The organism is Curtobacterium sp. 'Ferrero' (assembly GCF_002412165.1).
Lineage (GTDB): Bacteria > Actinomycetota > Actinomycetes > Actinomycetales > Microbacteriaceae > Curtobacterium.
In genome coordinates, this window is sequence record NZ_NXIA01000006.1 from 109,031 (window position 1) to 124,581 (window position 15,551).

Here is a 15,551-nt window from a genome sequence, read left to right on the forward strand (position 1 = left end):
ATCGGTAGGCTTGCCGAGTGACCGACGCCCCCGCCCCGCTCGACGAACCGGACATCGACCGGCGACTCCGCGGACCCGTCCGGATCGTCGGTGCCGGGCTGCTCGGCGCCTCGATCGGCCTGGCGTTGCGCGAGAAGGGTGTCGACGTCGCCCTCGACGACGTCTCGCCCGCGGCGCTGGCGCTCGCCGTGGACTACGGTGCCGGGCGTCGGCCCGCAGACGATGACGCTCCCGAGCTCGTCGTCGTCGCGGTGCCGCCGGACGTCGTCGCGACCGTGGTGGAGCGTGAGCTCGGAGCGTTCCCAGACGCCGTCGTCACGGACGTCGCGAGCGTGAAGTCGGGGCCGCTCGCGGCACTCCGGGCCTCGGGTGCGGACGTCTCCCGCTACATCGGTTCGCACCCGATGGCGGGGCGCGAGCGCAGCGGGCCGACCGCGGCACGCGCCGACCTGTTCGTCGGACAGCCGTGGGTCATCGCCGGGCACGACGGCGTCTCCTACCAGCGGGCCGCGGTGGTCGAGGACCTCGCGCTCGACGTCGGCGCGACGGTGGTCCCGATGGACCCGGAGTCGCACGACCTCGCAGTGGCGTACGTCTCGCACACCCCACAGCTCGTGTCGACGCTCATGGCGGCTCGGCTCCGGGACGCCCCCGACGGGTCGCTCGGCCTGGCCGGTGGCGGGGTGCGGGACGTCACCCGGATCGCGGCGAGCGACCCCGGGCTGTGGGTGCAGATCATCGGGGCGAACGCGGAACGCATCCGGCCGGTGCTCGCCGACCTCCGCGACGACCTCGACCGGGTGCTCGCCGCACTCGACGACCCGCACGGACAGGGCTCGCCGCGGGCGATCGCCGAGGCCATCGCCGCCGGCAACCGCGGGGTCGAGCGGCTGCCGGGCAAGCACGGCACCACCAAGCGCTTCGCCCGGGTGGTCGTCCTCGTCGACGACACCCCCGGGCAGATCGCCGCGCTCCTCACGTTCATCGGGGAGATCGGCATCAACCTCGAGGACATGCGCCTCGAGCACTCACCGGGCGCGCAGATCGGCATCGTCGAGGTGTCGGTCGTGCCCGAGCAGGAACAGCGACTCGTCGAGGAACTCGAGGGTCGCGGATGGAGGATCGCAGCAGCATGGGCCTGAACGACGACACGAACCGAGCCGCGCAGGACTCCGGTGTCACCGGCGGTCCGGACGGACCCGACACGGGCCTCCCGACGCCGGGCGACCCGTCCGGCCCGATCGGGGGCGGTGACGTCGCCGGCGGTCTCGACGGCCAGGGCGGCGGCGAACCGGGCTCCACGAGTGCGCCGATCCCGGCCGGACTGCCCGACGGCGCCTTCGTCGCGAAGTTCGTCATCGCGGTCGACGGCCCCGCGGGCAGCGGCAAGTCGAGCGTGTCCCGCGCCGCGGCCCGGGCGCTCGGCTTCGGCTACCAGGACACCGGGGCCGCCTACCGTGCCCTGGCGTGGCACGCCCTGCAGCAGCAGGTCGACCTCGACGATGCCGCGGCCGTCCTGGTGAGCTGGGACACGTTCGACTACGAGATCGGCACCGACCCCGACGACTACTTCGTCCGGGTGAACGGCACCGACGTCACCGAGGCGATCCGCACGCCCGAGGTCACGGCCGCGGTCGCGCACATCGCCAAGCTCCCCGAGGTCCGGCAGCGCCTGGTGCAGCTCTTCCGGCAGGTGATGCGCCGCACCGACGCGCGGGGCATCATCACCGAGGGGCGCGACATCACCACCGTCGTCGCACCCGACGCCGAGGTCCGCATCCTGCTCACGGCGGACGAGTCGGTTAGGATGGCCAGGCGCTCGGCCGAGGTCACGACCCAGTCGGCCGCCGAGACCTCCGCAGCACTCGCCCGTCGAGACGCCGCGGACGCGAAGGTCGTCGACTTCATGAACGCCGCGGACGGCGTCACGACGCTCGACTCCACCGACCTCGACTTCGACCAGACCGTGCAGGCGGTCGTCGAGCTGGCCCGAAGCACGGCCACGAACTGATCACCCGCGGCCACCGCGCCGCACGCGAGGAACCCACACCATGGCGCAGCTGGACAACGACAACCCGGCGAACGACGACTTCCCCGAGTACGACACGGCCCTCGGCGAGCGGCTCGCCGGTCTCGACGAGGCCGAGGCTGAGCAGCGCACGAGCGCGCTCCGGGCCGGACTCGAGGACTACGAGCTCGACGACGAGGACCTCGCACTCCTCGAGGCGGGGCAGGTCGGCGCCGACGGCACGTACTTCCTGCCCGCACTGCCGGTCCTCGCGATCGTCGGTCGGCCGAACGTCGGCAAGTCGGCGCTCGTCAACCGCATCCTCGGTCGACGTGAGGCCGTCGTGCAGGACGTCCCCGGCGTCACCCGCGACCGGGTGAGCTACAAGGCCGAGTGGAACGACAAGCGGTTCACGCTCGTCGACACCGGCGGGTGGGAGCCCGACGCCAAGGGCATCAACGCCTCCGTCGCCGCGCAGGCCGAGGTCGCGATCGACCTCGCCGACGCGGTGCTCTTCGTCGTCGACGTCACGGTCGGCATCACCGCGACCGACGAGCACGTCGTGAAGATGCTCCGCGGCACCGACCGTCCGGTCATCGTCGTCGCGAACAAGTCCGACGACGACCGCCGCGACCTCGACGCCTACGAGCTCTGGAACCTCGGCCTCGGTGAGCCGCACCCGGTCTCCGCGCTGCACGGCCGCGGTGTGGCCGACCTGCTCGACCTCATCGTGAAGACGCTGCCGGACACCTCGGCGGTCGCCAAGCAGGAGGTCGGCGGACCCCGTCGTGTCGCCATCCTCGGCCGCCCGAACGTCGGGAAGAGCTCGCTGCTCAACAAGGCTGCCGGCGAGGAGCGCGTCGTCGTCAACGAGCTGTCCGGCACGACCCGCGACCCGGTCGACGAGCAGGTCGAACTCGGGGGACGGGTCTGGCGTTTCGTCGACACGGCGGGCATCCGGAAGCGCGTGCACCTGCAGCAGGGTGCCGACTTCTACGCCTCGCTCCGCACCACCGCGGCGCTCGAGAAGGCCGAGGTCGCCGTCGTCGTGATCGACGTCACCGAGCCGATCTCCGTGCAGGACCTCCGCATCATCGACCTGGTGCTCGAGTCGGGTCGGGCCCTGGTGCTCGCCTACAACAAGTGGGACCTCCTCGACGACGACCGCCGACGCTACCTCGAGCGCGAGATCGAGCAGGACCTCGCGCACGTCGCCTGGGCGCCCCGCGTGAACATCTCGGCACGCACCGGTCGTCACCTCGAGAAGCTCGTGCCGGCACTCGAGACCGCGCTCGAGTCGTGGGACACCCGCATCCCGACGGGCAAGGTCAACGCCTTCATCGCCGAACTCGTGCAGGAGCACCCGCACCCGGTCCGCGGCGGCAAGCAGCCCCGCATCCTGTTCGGCACCCAGGCGTCGAGCCAGCCGCCGACGTTCGTGCTCTTCACCACGGGCTTCCTCGACCCGCAGTACCGCCGGTTCATCACCCGGCGCCTCCGCGAGGTCTGGGGCTTCGAGGGCACGCCGATCAACGTCAACATGCGGGTGCGCGAGCGCCGCAAGCGCTGAGGCACGGACGTGGCGGGCAGTCGACGGGCGCTCCTCACCGGGAGCGTCGTCGTGCTGCTCGTCACCGTCGCCGTGGTCGCCGTCGTGACCGTGCAGGGCGCGGGTACCGGCCACCGTCCGGTCGCGGCCGCGAGCACGACGCCGACGCCCCGTCCGGTCGACGTGTCCGGCGGCGACACGTCGACGTCCCTTCCCCCCCCCGCACCGTCGAACGCCCTCGGCGCGCCCGCTCCCGAGCCGTCGTCCGTGCACGTGTCGGACGCGGGCGGGCCGGCCGTCGAGCCGTGGTGGCGTCGCGTGCCACCCGTCGCGGGGACGCTGACCGCGCCGGACGGGAGCGGCATCGGGAAGGTCACGGTCCTCGCGTCCGACGACGGCTCCCCGACGGCCAGCGACACCCCGACGGCCAGCGACACCCTGACGGTCACGATCGTCGGCGATCCGAGTCTCCCGGCCGCCGCGACGCGCGCCGTGCTGACCGGAGCCGGGGGAGCGGAGGAGGACCTCGGCGCCGTCAGCCCGGACATGCGGGGTGTCGGGTTCGTGCTCGGGGCGACGGACGCCGACCACCTCCCGGATCCAGTGCGCGCCCTCGAGCTCCGCGACCCGGCGGGGCGGGTCGTCGCAGCGGCCGTGCTCCTGCCGGTCTGACCACACGACCGCGCGACCGCACGTCCGCACGACCGCACGACCGCAGCGGCGTGGCGGAGGCGAGCCGTGCCTCCCGGCCGCACCGGACCACGCGGCCCGCGTCGCGACGCACCCCGTTCGGAACACCGCGCCCCCTCCCGACGGGGCGCGGTGTCCGCCCCGGGGCGCGGTGCGGGCCGCGCTCCGCGTTCCGCCCCGCCGACCACCGGACGGGAGGCACGGTGCACCCCCGCCCCGCCGGATGCGGCACCATGGTCTGGTGACCGTTCCCGACCTCGCCGACCGACTGTGGTGTCGGCTGCGGCTCGACCGGCTGGCGGGCGGCCGACAGGCCGGCTACGTCATCCGCGAGGACATGCTCGCGCACCCCCAGACCGTCCGGTCGTTCCGCTGGATCCGGTGGCTGCTCGTCGCCGAGACCGTCGTCGGACTGACCGCGATCGTCGTCGCCGTGCTGCTCACCCGAGCAGGGGAGACCGTGCCCTGGGCGGTGTGGTTCCGGGCGACCGTCGTGCTCCTCATCACCCTCACGCTGTACGTGTTCGCGTGGCGAGCGCAGCTCGGCTACTACTGGGCCTACCAGCGCCTGCGTCTGTTCAGCAGGATCTTCCCGGTGGTGACGCTGGTCGTCGCGGCCATCCCCGGGCTCTACCCGTTCTGGATGGTCATCGAGCAGATCGTGTTCTCGCTGCTCATGATCGGCATCGGCGACGTGCTCACCTCGGACCACATGCGGGCGACGTTCCCGAAGCCGGCGCGGTCGCCCCGACGCTGACCGACGCCGGACGGATCGCCCCGGAGCGACGCCACCGCTGGAGCCTGGCCCTCCTGGTCCCAGGGACGGGCGGAGCCTGGCATGCCCACGCCCCGCGGAGCATCGTGGTGGCATGACCGACACGACCCTCCCCGGCGGTACCTACCGCCTCGCCGACGACCTCGAACTCACCCGCGTCGGGTACGGCGCCATGCAGCTCGCCGGACCCGGGGTGTTCGGGCCGCCGGCCGACCGCGAGGAGGCGATCCGCGTCCTCCGCACGGTCGTCGAACTCGGGATCACCCACATCGACACGTCGGACTTCTACGGTCCCCACGTCACCAACGAGATCATCCGCGAGGCCCTCCACCCCTACCCGGACGACCTGCACCTCGTCACGAAGGTCGGCGCCCGACGCGACGAGCAGGGCGGCTGGCCCCACGCGCGCGAGCCGCACGAACTCGTCGAGCAGGTGCACGACAACCTGCGGAACCTCGGACTCGAACAGCTCGACCTCGTGAACCTCCGCATGGGCGGCGTCGACGCACCCGAACCGGGCAGCCTGGCCCCGCAGTTCGAGGCGCTCGCCGAACTCCAGCAGCAGGGACTCATCCGGCACCTCGGGGTCTCGACGGTGACCGCTGAGCAGCTCGCCGAGGCACAGACCATCGCCCCGGTGGTGTGCGTGCAGAACCTCTACAACGTCGCCCGACGTGAGGACGACGCACTCGTCGACGCCACCGCGGCCCAGGGCATCGCGTTCGTCCCGTACTTCCCGCTCGGCGGATTCTCGCCGATCCAGTCCGGCGCGCTCGACGCCGTGGCGGACCGCCTCGGGGTGTCGCGGCTCACCGTGGCGCTGTCGTGGCTGCTGCAGCGCTCCCCGAACGTCCTGCTCATCCCCGGTACCTCCTCGGTCGTGCACCTGCGCGACAACGTCGCGTCGGCGGGCTTCGCCCTGCCGGCGGACGCGGTGGCGGAGCTCGACGCGATCGGCGCGGCGTGACGACGTGACCCTGGTCCGGCCGGGAGGCCCGTGGCGGCGCCGCCACGGGCCTCCCGGCCGTCGTGTGCGGACGTCGGTGCGTCCCTCTACGATGGCAGTGGGGGTGGAATGTGAAACTCAAGGTGACCATTTCAGGGTCGGGCACCGAGCGGGACGTCGTCGTGACCGCGGACGTGACCGCCACGATCGGCAGCCTCGCCGAGCGACTCTCCGGCGGGCGCACGGGGGCCGACGGTGTCCCGCTGACCCTGCGCGTCTGGGCGCCGGGCCGGGTGCAGGCACGGTTGCTCAACCCGTCCGCGACCGTGCACGAGTCCTCGCTCCGGTCCGGCTGCCGCGTCGAGGTCGTCGCGGCGACCGACCGCCGCCGCGGTGACGACGTCGAGGACGCGCCCGCGGCCCTCCTCCAGGTGCTGACCGGGCCCGAGGCTGGCCACGAGTACCTGCTGTCGCGCGGGGTGAACCTGATCGGCCGAGACGCCATGGCGCAGGTCTCCCTCGCCGACGACGACCAGGTGTCCCGCCGGCATGCCGCCGTCACCGTCGGCGACACGGTCGAGGTCGTCGACCTCAACTCCGCGAACGGCGTCGCCGTCGACGGCCGGCTCGTCGCGCGGTCGTTCCTCGACCCGACCAACGTGGTCCAGCTCGGCGGGACGACGCTGCGCATCGCACCGCTGCCGGGCACGTCGGCGACCGGACCGGTCACGCCGACGGCACCGGGGGCCACCCCCGACGACACCGAGTTCTCGCGCTCGCCCCGGGTCGAGCCCGCGTACCGCGGCAAGCACGTCACCCTGCCAGAGATCCCCGTCCCGGGGGAGAAGCCGCGGTTGCCCGTCATCGCGATCCTCGCGCCGATCATCCTCGGCGGGGTGCTCTTCCTCGTCACGAAGCAGCCGTCCACGCTGGTCTTCATCGCGCTGTCGCCCATCATCATGATCGGCACGTGGATCGACCAGCGGGTCCAGATCCGACGGCGGAAGCGCGACGAGCGGGAGCGCTTCGAGGAGTCCCTGCGCGACGTCCGCAGCCGACTCGCCGCCGAGCGCGAGAACGAGCTCGAAGCCCGCACCGCCGAGTCGCCGGACCCGACCGCCGTGACCGCCGCGATGCGCGAGCGCAGCACGCTCCTCTGGACGCGGAAGCCGGAGCACACCACCTTCCTCGAGGTCCGCTTCGGCGCCGGCACGCAGCCCTCCCGGTCCACCGTGACCCTGCCGTCGAAGAACTCGGGCAGCGTCGACGACTGGAACCGCGCCGAGGCCCTGGCCGACGAGTACGCCACGGTCGGGCCGGTCCCCGTCGTCGAGACGTTCGAGCGCGCCGGCGCGATCGGCGTCGCGGGCACCGGCCTCGCCGCCGACGACGTCGCACGGTCCCTCGTGGTGCAGCTCGTCGGGCTGCACAGCCCCGCGGACCTCGTCCTGACCGCCTTCGCCGGTGGCGCCACCACGGAGCAGTGGTCCTGGCTCAAGTGGCTGCCGCACGTCGACTCGCCGTACAGCCCGATCCGGTCGCCGGGGTTGGTCCGCGACTTCGCGGGCGCGTCGGCCCTGCTCGCCGAACTCGAGGGCCTCGTCGTCACCCGCCGCGCCGCCGGGGTCGGTCGGGGTGCGCGCGTGCGCTCCCGCATCGACGAGGACCGGGCACTCGACGAGGAGCACGGCGGAGCCGTCGAGCGGCTGCCCGCGGTGCCGGCCGTCGTGGTGCTCGTCACCGCCGAGGCCCCCGCGGACCGGGCGCGGCTCGTCGCGCTCGCCGAGGAGGGGCCGGACTACGGCGTGCACGTCCTCTGGCTCGCCCCGACCCTGCAGGCGCTGCCGGCAGCGTGCCGCACCGCCGTCGTGCTCGACCGCGCCACCGGCACCGTGACGGTCGGGTTCGTGCGGTCGGGTCTCTCCGTCACGCTCGACCGCCTCGACCGGGTCGACAGCATCGAGGCGGCCACCGTCGCGCGGGCCGTCGCACCCCTGCGCGACAGCGGGGCCCGGGTGCTGGACGAGACCGACCTGCCGCACAGCGTCGCCTTCCTCGACCTGTACGAAGGCGACCTCGCAGGCGACCCGGCGGCCGTCGTGAGCCGGTGGTCGAAGAACGACAGCCTCACCGCGGACTGGGTCCCCGGAGCCGGACGGGAGTCCGGGGGCATCCGCGCCGTCGTCGGCCAGGGGCCGAGCGAGCCGATGGCCCTCGACCTCCGCGTGCAGGGGCCGCACGCCCTCGTCGGCGGCACGACCGGGTCCGGCAAGAGCGAGTTCCTCCAGACCTGGATCATGGGCATGGCGGCGGAGTACGCGCCCGACCGCGTCACCTTCCTGCTCGTCGACTACAAGGGCGGTGCCGCCTTCGCGGAGTGCGTGGGGCTCCCGCACACGGTCGGGCTCGTCACGGACCTCAACCCGCACCTCGTCCGGCGGGCGCTGACGTCCTTGCGCGCCGAGCTGCGGTACCGGGAGCACCTGCTCAACGAGCGCGGCGCGAAGGACCTCGTCGCCCTCGAACAGCGCGGCGACCCGGCCGCACCGCCCGCGCTCGTGATCGTCATCGACGAGTTCGCCGCCCTCGCCACCGAGATCCCGGAGTTCATCGACGGCGTGATCGACGTCGCGCAGCGGGGCAGGTCGCTCGGCCTGCACCTCGTCATGGCCACGCAGCGGCCGAGCGGGGTCATCAAGGACTCCCTCCGCGCGAACACGAACCTCCGCATCGCGCTCCGCGTCGCCGACCCCGTGGACAGCGAGGACGTGCTCGGGGTGTCCGACGCCGCCTTCTTCGACCCGGGGACGCCCGGTCGTGCCGCGGCGAAGACCGGGCCCGGTCGCGTGGTCGACTTCCAGACCGCCTACCTCGGCGGCCGGTCCGACGATGCCGTCCACGAGTCCGACGTCGAGGTGCAGGACCTCCCGTTCGGCCCCGGATCCGTCTGGCCGAGCGGTGTCCGAGCACCGCGGGACACCAGCCGGAAGAAGGACATCGAGCGCCTCGCCACCACCATCGCGCGCGCCGCCGACGCCCGTGCGCTCGCGGTGCCGCGCAAGCCCTGGCTCGACCAGTTGCCCGACACCGTCGACCTCGCCGCGCTCCCGGCGTCCGACGGGGCACGGCTCGTGGTCGGCACCGTCGACGTGCCGGAAGCCCAGCAGCAGACCCCCTTCGTCGTCGACCTCGACGTGGTCGGGAACCTCGCCGTCCTCGGCGCCGGCGGCACCGGCAAGTCCCAGGCGCTGCGTGCCCTCGCCGTCGCGGCCTCCGCGGTCGCCGACCGGTTCCCCGTGGAGATCACCGGACTCGACTTCGGCGGTGGCGGGCTGAGCGTGCTCGAGGGGCTGCCCACCGTCGGCACCGTCATCAGCGGGCCGGACGACGAACGCATCACGCGCCTCCTGGCCGACCTCAGTGCGACCATCGCGGACCGCTCGACACGCTTCGCCGCCGCCCGGGCGGCGAACCTCACCGAGTACCGCGCCGCGACGGGCCTGGCGGAGCCGCGCATCCTGGTGCTCGTCGACGGGATGGGCGCGTTCCGCACCGAGTACGAGTTCCGCCCCGGGGCGACGCAGGTGTTCGACCAGGTCGTCGGGATCGCCGCGACCGGTCGGGCCCTCGGTGTCCACCTCGTGATGTCCGCCGACCGGCTCGGGGCGTTCCCGACCAACCTGCAGGCGGCGGTGGGGGAGCGCGTCGTGCTGCGGCTCGCGAGCGAGCTCGAGTACCACGCGGCGGACGTCCCCGCGGACGTGCTCGAGGACGCCGTCCCCGGGCGAGCGCTCGTCGACGACCACGAGGTCCAGATCGGGGTCCCCGGGGGCACCGCCGACCTCGGCCGCCAGGACGCGGCGATCGTGGCGCTCGCGGACGGACTCCGCGCGCGCGGCGTCGTCGACGCGCAACCGATCCGGACGCTCCCGACGGCCGTGGACCCGTCGGGACTGCCGGTGTCCGTCGCCGGGCGTCCGACCATCGGGCTCGCGGACGACACCCTCGCACCGATCGGCATCCCGACCGACGGCCTGTTCGTCGTCACCGGTCCGTTCGGCTCCGGACGCAGCACCACGATGCGCACGCTCATCCGCTCGGTCCGGTCGACCTGGCCGGAGCGGCCGGCGCACCTCATCGTCGGTCGTCGGTCGTCGCTCCGGGACGCCACCGACTGGGCGTTCGCCTCGACTGACGGCGAGTCCGCCGAGGCCCTCGCAGCGGAACTGGCGGCGAGGCTCGAGAACGGTGTGTCGTCGGGGGCGGTCGAGCCGGTCGTCGTGATCGAGAACGTCGGCGACTTCGAGGGGCTGCCCGCCGAGGGGCAGGTCGCGCGGCTCATCAAGGCCGCGCGACGGGCGGGCGTGTTCGTCCTCGCCGAGGCGGACACCGTGACGGCGCCCAGCGCCTGGCAGCTCTTCGCGGAGCTGAAGACCGCCCGCGCCGGCATCGCCCTGCAGCCGGAGGAGACCGACGGGCTCACGCTGTTCCGGACCGCGTTCCCCCGGGTCACCCGGTCGGACTTCCCGGTCGGACGCGGCATCATGGTCGATTCCGGCCGGATCACCCGCGTCCAGGTCGCCCACACCGAGGACATCTCCGTACCCCGCTGACGAGAGGTAGACATAGCGTGCGCGAGGAAATATCAGTTGGTGTTATGTTGGTCGGAGTCGCCGGAGGGGCTGGCGACACCGACCACCGTGAAGGGGTGCAACGTGGCCAACATCAACGTCTCCTACCAGGAGCTCAACAGCAACGCAGACCGACTCGTCGCCGGGCGTGACGAGATCAACACGACGCTCTCGAAGCTGCAGTCGCAGATCGCGGCGCTGACCCAAGCGGGGTTCCAGACGGACCGTTCGTCGGGTGCCTACAACGAGGCGTACCAGCGCTTCACCAACGGGGCGCAGAACACGATCGGCGGGCTCAACGACCTCGCGCAGTTCCTGCGGACGACCGCGCAGACGCTGGGTGACGTCGACCAGCAGCTGGCATCGAAGCTCGGGCGCTGAGCGGACGCACGGATCATCGGATGGCCGGTGGCGCGTCGCAGTGCGCCGGCCGTCCGGGTACTCGGGGGTGAACATGAGCGGCAAGCTCAGAGTGTCGTACGCGGCACTCGAATCGTTGTCGACCTCGGTGACGTCAGCAGCCGACGCCGTCGAGATCGGATCGAAGATCGAAGGCGGTCAGGGGAACGTCGAGATCGGATCGGACATCGTCGCGGACGCCTTGTCGAACGCGACGAAGCAGCAGGTGCAACGGTCGCAGATCGCGGCGGAGAGCATCCGGGCGGCCGGGAAGTTCCCGTTGTCCGTGAAGCAGTCGTACGCCGACGCCGATGCTGCGCAGGCACGAGCGATGGCGGCGCAATGAGCTGGACGCATGACGACCCCGGGCAGGGGAGTCCCGCGGGGATCCTCGGCGTCGCCGGGCTCCGTACCGCGCGGGCGAGCAAGGTGCGGGACGCGCAGCGCACGCTGCACAACGCGAGTTCCCAGTCTGGAGTGGACTGGGAAGCGGGAAGCCAGCGGTCGTTCGCAGCGCAGCTGGCGAAGCACGCGGCGGACATCGAACTGGTGGCGACGGGGCTCGAGAAGCAGGCGGAGGCGTTGACGACCTACGCGGGGCAGTTGACGCAGATCAAGGACCGGCAGACGGTGCTGGAACGGCAAAGGAGCGCCGCGCAGAACCGTCTCGCCCTGGCGCGGATGAAGATGCTCGGGACGCCGGACGTGCCGAACTTCACGAGGCAAGGAGACTCGAACGACGACGACCGCAAGAGGCGCGCCGCAGCAGAGACTGCCAACACTGACGCAGAGGCCGACTTGCGGGCGATCGAAGCGCTATGGGACCAGTTGGTTACGGATAGGCGAAGTATCGACACTTCTTGCGCGCAAGCCCTTACGGCCGGCGAGGTGCTCGGCGGTCTCGCCGTACTCAGCACGGGTTCACTCCCCAGCATCGCTCCAGACCTTTTCTTGAAGATGCTGGGCGAACTGAGCCGCGCGGATCTCGAGATCCTGACGAAGCAATTCCCCGAGACAAGAAATCTCCTCGACGGGACCGATCCGAGCAAGATAGCTGATTGGTGGGGGGCTCTCCCGCGGGAACAGCGTGACGCCCTCATTGCAGGGGCATCGACGGTGATCGGAGGGCTGAACGGTATTCCGGCCTTGGATCGAGTGGAAGCCAATCGCCTGAATGCGAAGGTGCAACTTGCGCGAGTTGAGACAACACTCGAAGATCGAGAGCGGATAGCTCGTGATGCTGGTCGCGACCCGGACGACGACCCGGACATCGCCGATCTCCGACGGCAGGTGGAATATCTCCGTGACGCTTCAATCGATCCTCCGAAGGTGCAGCTTTATCTCTATCAGCCTGACTTGGACCGGATCGTCGAAATGGTAGGCACCCCCAGTGCCAGAACGGAAAAGGTCCTGACGTACTCGCCGGGGACTTTCGGCAACCTGCAAGGCTTCTACGATCGCAATACCCAACAGGTTTCCACTTGGTTGCAGCAACAGGACAAGGAGGGCCTGGTTGCGTTCGTCTACAAGGACGGACGCTACCCTCAGAATCCGCTCACCGAAGCCAATGATGAGGCTTATGCGCGCAGGACCGGAGCGCAGCTTGCCAATTTTGAAGATGGGTTGTCCAAAGACCCGCTGCTAGCTGGCCGACAGTCCGTCGGTATCGGGCACAGCTGGGGAACGGCGAACGTAACCTCGTCAGAGCTCGCTGGGGCTCACTACGATACGGTGATCTCGTTGTCCGGAGCCGGGACGCCAAGCTCGTGGGTGAAGAACTCCCAGACGCACTACGCGGACTTCTCCTATCCCGACATTCTGCAGGACGCCCAAGACATCCGCGTCGGTGAGCACGGTGTTGTTTGGGGAGGACGCAACCCACGAGAAGTCGGATTCGATCATGGAGATTACTACAAAGCACCTCTGAGTTGGACCAACTTCCCGGGTAATTTTCTTGTGAACCCCCTGCTGAGAGCTTCGGCTGGTCTCGATTCACATAACCTCACGGCTACTTCTGATCCCGCAAACACGGATCTACTCGACGACATGCGTGATTACATATACACCACGGAAGACCGATGACCATGCTGAGATGCGTCGCGATTGCAACGATTGTGACGCTGTTGACGGGGTGCGCGATGAAGAACGAACTGCCAGCTGATCCGCAAGATCGGATTGCCGCCGCGAAGCGCATGACCCAAAAAGCCGAGTCGCGTGTCATTGCTCTTGTTCCCGCTGCGAAACTGATGGAAGTTGAACAGCTCGACACCGGAGCGATTCTTTCGTGTTCATCCGGCTACCGATGGACGGGTGGTGTAAGAGCGCCGCTTCATTCTGGCGTTGATGGAAAGGCTGTGCAAGCCGCGTTGGCGAGTGCGGCCTCGGATCATGGGTTCACAGTGACCGACGACAAGCTTCTCACTGGCAAAACACGCTACAAGCTTGTAGACGACACAGGCGTTGAGCTCCTGGTAACGATGTACAAGAGGGAGACGCTCGTGAACATCACGTCAGCGTCACCGTGCTTCAGCTTGCCCGAGGGGTTCCACCCACCATCGGTGTATTGACCGTGAGTGCCCAACGGCGTCGGTCTCGCTGTTTCAACGGCTGCGAGTCAAGCAGGATCGACTTGTTGATGCCTCTGAGTCGTTCCTTCGCGACTGTCTTGGGTCCCGGACCGGCTATTGATGTCAACTTGTTTCGCCTTGCACGCGATCACTGCGCAACTTCCACCTCGGAATTGTCGACGAGCGACTATGCGGCAGGGGAGGCACCTGCCCAAGGTCATGCCCGCGGCTCTCGCTCACTCTTCCGGTGGCGGCGGGAACACGACAACGGGCACGAATCACCTGTTGTAGCGGCAGCGATGGTGCGACGTGGGGCAGCGAAACTTCTGGCGCTAGGCGGTTCAATCGCTCTCGTGATGCTCGCAGGAGGCTGCGCGGAGAGTCATGCAGATGCGCCGCAGCAGACCGCGAGAGGTGGGCAGTCCCTGTCGCAGGCGAAGCGAGAGCTTGCGCACCAGTCCGGCTTACGAAGAACGAACATCGAAGTGGATAGGAGCTACTCGGGTCCGAGCGCGCGTAGCCTCATCACCGTCGAGGGCACCGTGTCCAAGAAGGCGCTGATACCGGAATACATCGACTACATGGCGCAGGTTGGTTGGTCGGTCAATGACGTCGAACCAGATACGGGAATCTTCGTGCGAATCCGATCGACGCCGCAACCGATCATCGGTGCGATTGCGCGGATGAACGGTTGGACCACGGCGACTTATTCGCCCTCCACGGACGGCCTGAAACAATTCGTCACGCTGCCCAAAGCGGCGGTGCGGCAGCGCTTCGGTGATTGGCCCGGGCCACCGCCGATGGCTATTCCTTGATCGCGCAAAGATGACAGCGTTTGATGCAGCCCAAAGCAGTTCGCCACCGTTATCGTCTTCTGCATTGCGGAGCTCTGATGCATCGCGCAGGTCGTCCTCCTGGTCGCGATCGTCGTGTGAGACCTCGGCGCCATCCGCTGACTGGAACAGACGAACGGTCGTCTCGGGGGACACCGGCCTCGGCCGGCGCGGGGCATCGCAGCGCATCCTCGGACCATGACCGACCGGACCATCGCCGACGCTGCCAGCCCCATCCTCCCGGGCGGCACCTACCGCCTCGCCGACAACCTCGAGCTGACCCGATTCGGCTACGGCGCGATGCAGCTCGCCGGACCGAACGTCTTCGGCCCGCCGAAGGACCACGACGAAGCCGTCCGTGTCCTCCGCGCAGTGGCTGACGCCGGCATCACCCACATCGACACCGCGGACTTCTACGGCCCGCACGTCACGAACGAACTCATCCGCGACGCACTGCACCCGTACCCGGACAACCTCCACATCGTGACGAAGGTCGGCACGCGTCGCGACGACAAGGGGCGGTGGCCACAGGCGCGGAAGCCCGAACAGCTGATCGAGCAGGTGCACGACAACCTCCGCACGCTCGGGCTGGAGCAGCTGGAAGTTGTGAACCTCCGCGTGGGCGGGTTCGACGCACCGGAGCCGGGCAGCCTCGCGCCGCAGTTCGAGGCTCTCGCCGAGCTCCAGCAGCAGGGACTCATCCGGCACCTCGGCCTCTCGACGGTCACGGCCGAGCAACTTGCGGAAGCACAGGGCATCGCTCCCGTGGTGTGCGTGCAGAACATGTTCAACGTCGCCCGCCGCGAGGACGAGGCCCTCGTCGAGTCAACGGCGGAGCAGGGCATCGCCTACGTGCCGTACTTCCCGTTGGGCGGCTTCTCGCCGATCGAGTACGCCACGCTCGACGCCGTCGCGGAGCGGTTGCACGTGTCGCGGCTGACGGTGGCGCTGTCGTGGCTGCTCAAGCGGTCGCCGAACATCCTGCTCATCGCGGGGACCTCTTCGGTCGAGCACCTGCACGAGAACATCGCCTCGGCCGGGTTCGACCTGCCGGCGGACGCCGTGGCCGAACTCGAAGCCCTCGGCGCCGCCTGACCGCAACCCGCGCCGCCAAGCCGCGCCGCCGCGCCGCGCCGCGCCGCGCCGCCGCGCC

General features: G+C 70.1%; 13 protein-coding genes. All 13 read left to right on the forward strand.

Translation table 11 applies throughout. The features are described 5' to 3' along the window. Positions 1-17 precede the first annotated feature (17 nt). A complete protein-coding gene (locus tag Csp2054_RS07835; protein WP_096898743.1) occupies positions 18-1,142 on the forward strand; it encodes a prephenate dehydrogenase in 1,125 nt (374 codons plus the stop codon). Positions 1,143-1,324: 182 nt separating this feature from the next. Beyond that, complete coding sequence (gene cmk / locus Csp2054_RS07840; RefSeq protein ID WP_255252660.1) at positions 1,325-2,011, forward strand: (d)CMP kinase; 687 nt, start codon at positions 1,325-1,327, stop codon at positions 2,009-2,011. Positions 2,012-2,051: 40 nt separating this feature from the next. Next, positions 2,052-3,578: a ribosome biogenesis GTPase Der gene (gene der / locus Csp2054_RS07845; protein WP_096898745.1), complete on the forward strand. Its 1,527-nt coding sequence runs from the start codon at positions 2,052-2,054 to the stop codon at positions 3,576-3,578. A 9-nt stretch (positions 3,579-3,587) separates the two neighbouring features. Then, a complete protein-coding gene (locus tag Csp2054_RS07850) occupies positions 3,588-4,229 on the forward strand; it encodes a hypothetical protein (RefSeq protein WP_096898746.1) in 642 nt (213 codons plus the stop codon). Between the two features lie 259 nt (positions 4,230-4,488). Beyond that, positions 4,489-5,004, forward strand: coding sequence for a hypothetical protein (locus Csp2054_RS07855; RefSeq protein ID WP_255252654.1), 516 nt, complete (start codon positions 4,489-4,491; stop codon positions 5,002-5,004). Positions 5,005-5,116: 112 nt separating this feature from the next. Beyond that, the gene (locus Csp2054_RS07860) at positions 5,117-5,989 is read left to right on the forward strand and encodes an oxidoreductase (protein ID WP_096898748.1); all 873 of its coding nucleotides are present in this window, start codon (positions 5,117-5,119) and stop codon (positions 5,987-5,989) included. A 122-nt stretch (positions 5,990-6,111) separates the two neighbouring features. After that, entirely contained in the window at positions 6,112-10,581 is a 4,470-nt protein-coding gene (locus tag Csp2054_RS07865; protein WP_176491614.1) for an FtsK/SpoIIIE domain-containing protein, read from the forward strand. A gap of 102 nt (positions 10,582-10,683) precedes the next feature. Beyond that, on the forward strand, positions 10,684-10,980 hold the full coding sequence (locus Csp2054_RS07870) for a WXG100 family type VII secretion target (RefSeq protein WP_096898779.1): 297 nt from the start codon (positions 10,684-10,686) through the stop codon (positions 10,978-10,980). Positions 10,981-11,053: 73 nt separating this feature from the next. Then, positions 11,054-11,344 carry a hypothetical protein gene (locus Csp2054_RS07875; RefSeq protein ID WP_141399174.1) on the forward strand — a complete coding sequence of 97 codons (291 nt, stop codon included), beginning with the start codon at positions 11,054-11,056 and terminating at the stop codon, positions 11,342-11,344. Continuing rightward, entirely contained in the window at positions 11,341-13,080 is a 1,740-nt protein-coding gene (locus tag Csp2054_RS07880; RefSeq protein WP_096898751.1) for a hypothetical protein, read from the forward strand. The genes Csp2054_RS07875 and Csp2054_RS07880 overlap by 4 nt, the downstream gene beginning before the upstream one ends. A gap of 56 nt (positions 13,081-13,136) precedes the next feature. Next, on the forward strand, positions 13,137-13,565 hold the full coding sequence (locus Csp2054_RS17715) for a hypothetical protein (RefSeq protein WP_176491615.1): 429 nt from the start codon (positions 13,137-13,139) through the stop codon (positions 13,563-13,565). A 542-nt stretch (positions 13,566-14,107) separates the two neighbouring features. Then, entirely contained in the window at positions 14,108-14,380 is a 273-nt protein-coding gene (locus tag Csp2054_RS18055) for a hypothetical protein (RefSeq protein WP_176491616.1), read from the forward strand. A 216-nt stretch (positions 14,381-14,596) separates the two neighbouring features. Beyond that, positions 14,597-15,493, forward strand: coding sequence for an oxidoreductase (locus Csp2054_RS07895; RefSeq protein WP_096898754.1), 897 nt, complete (start codon positions 14,597-14,599; stop codon positions 15,491-15,493). Positions 15,494-15,551 lie beyond the last annotated feature (58 nt).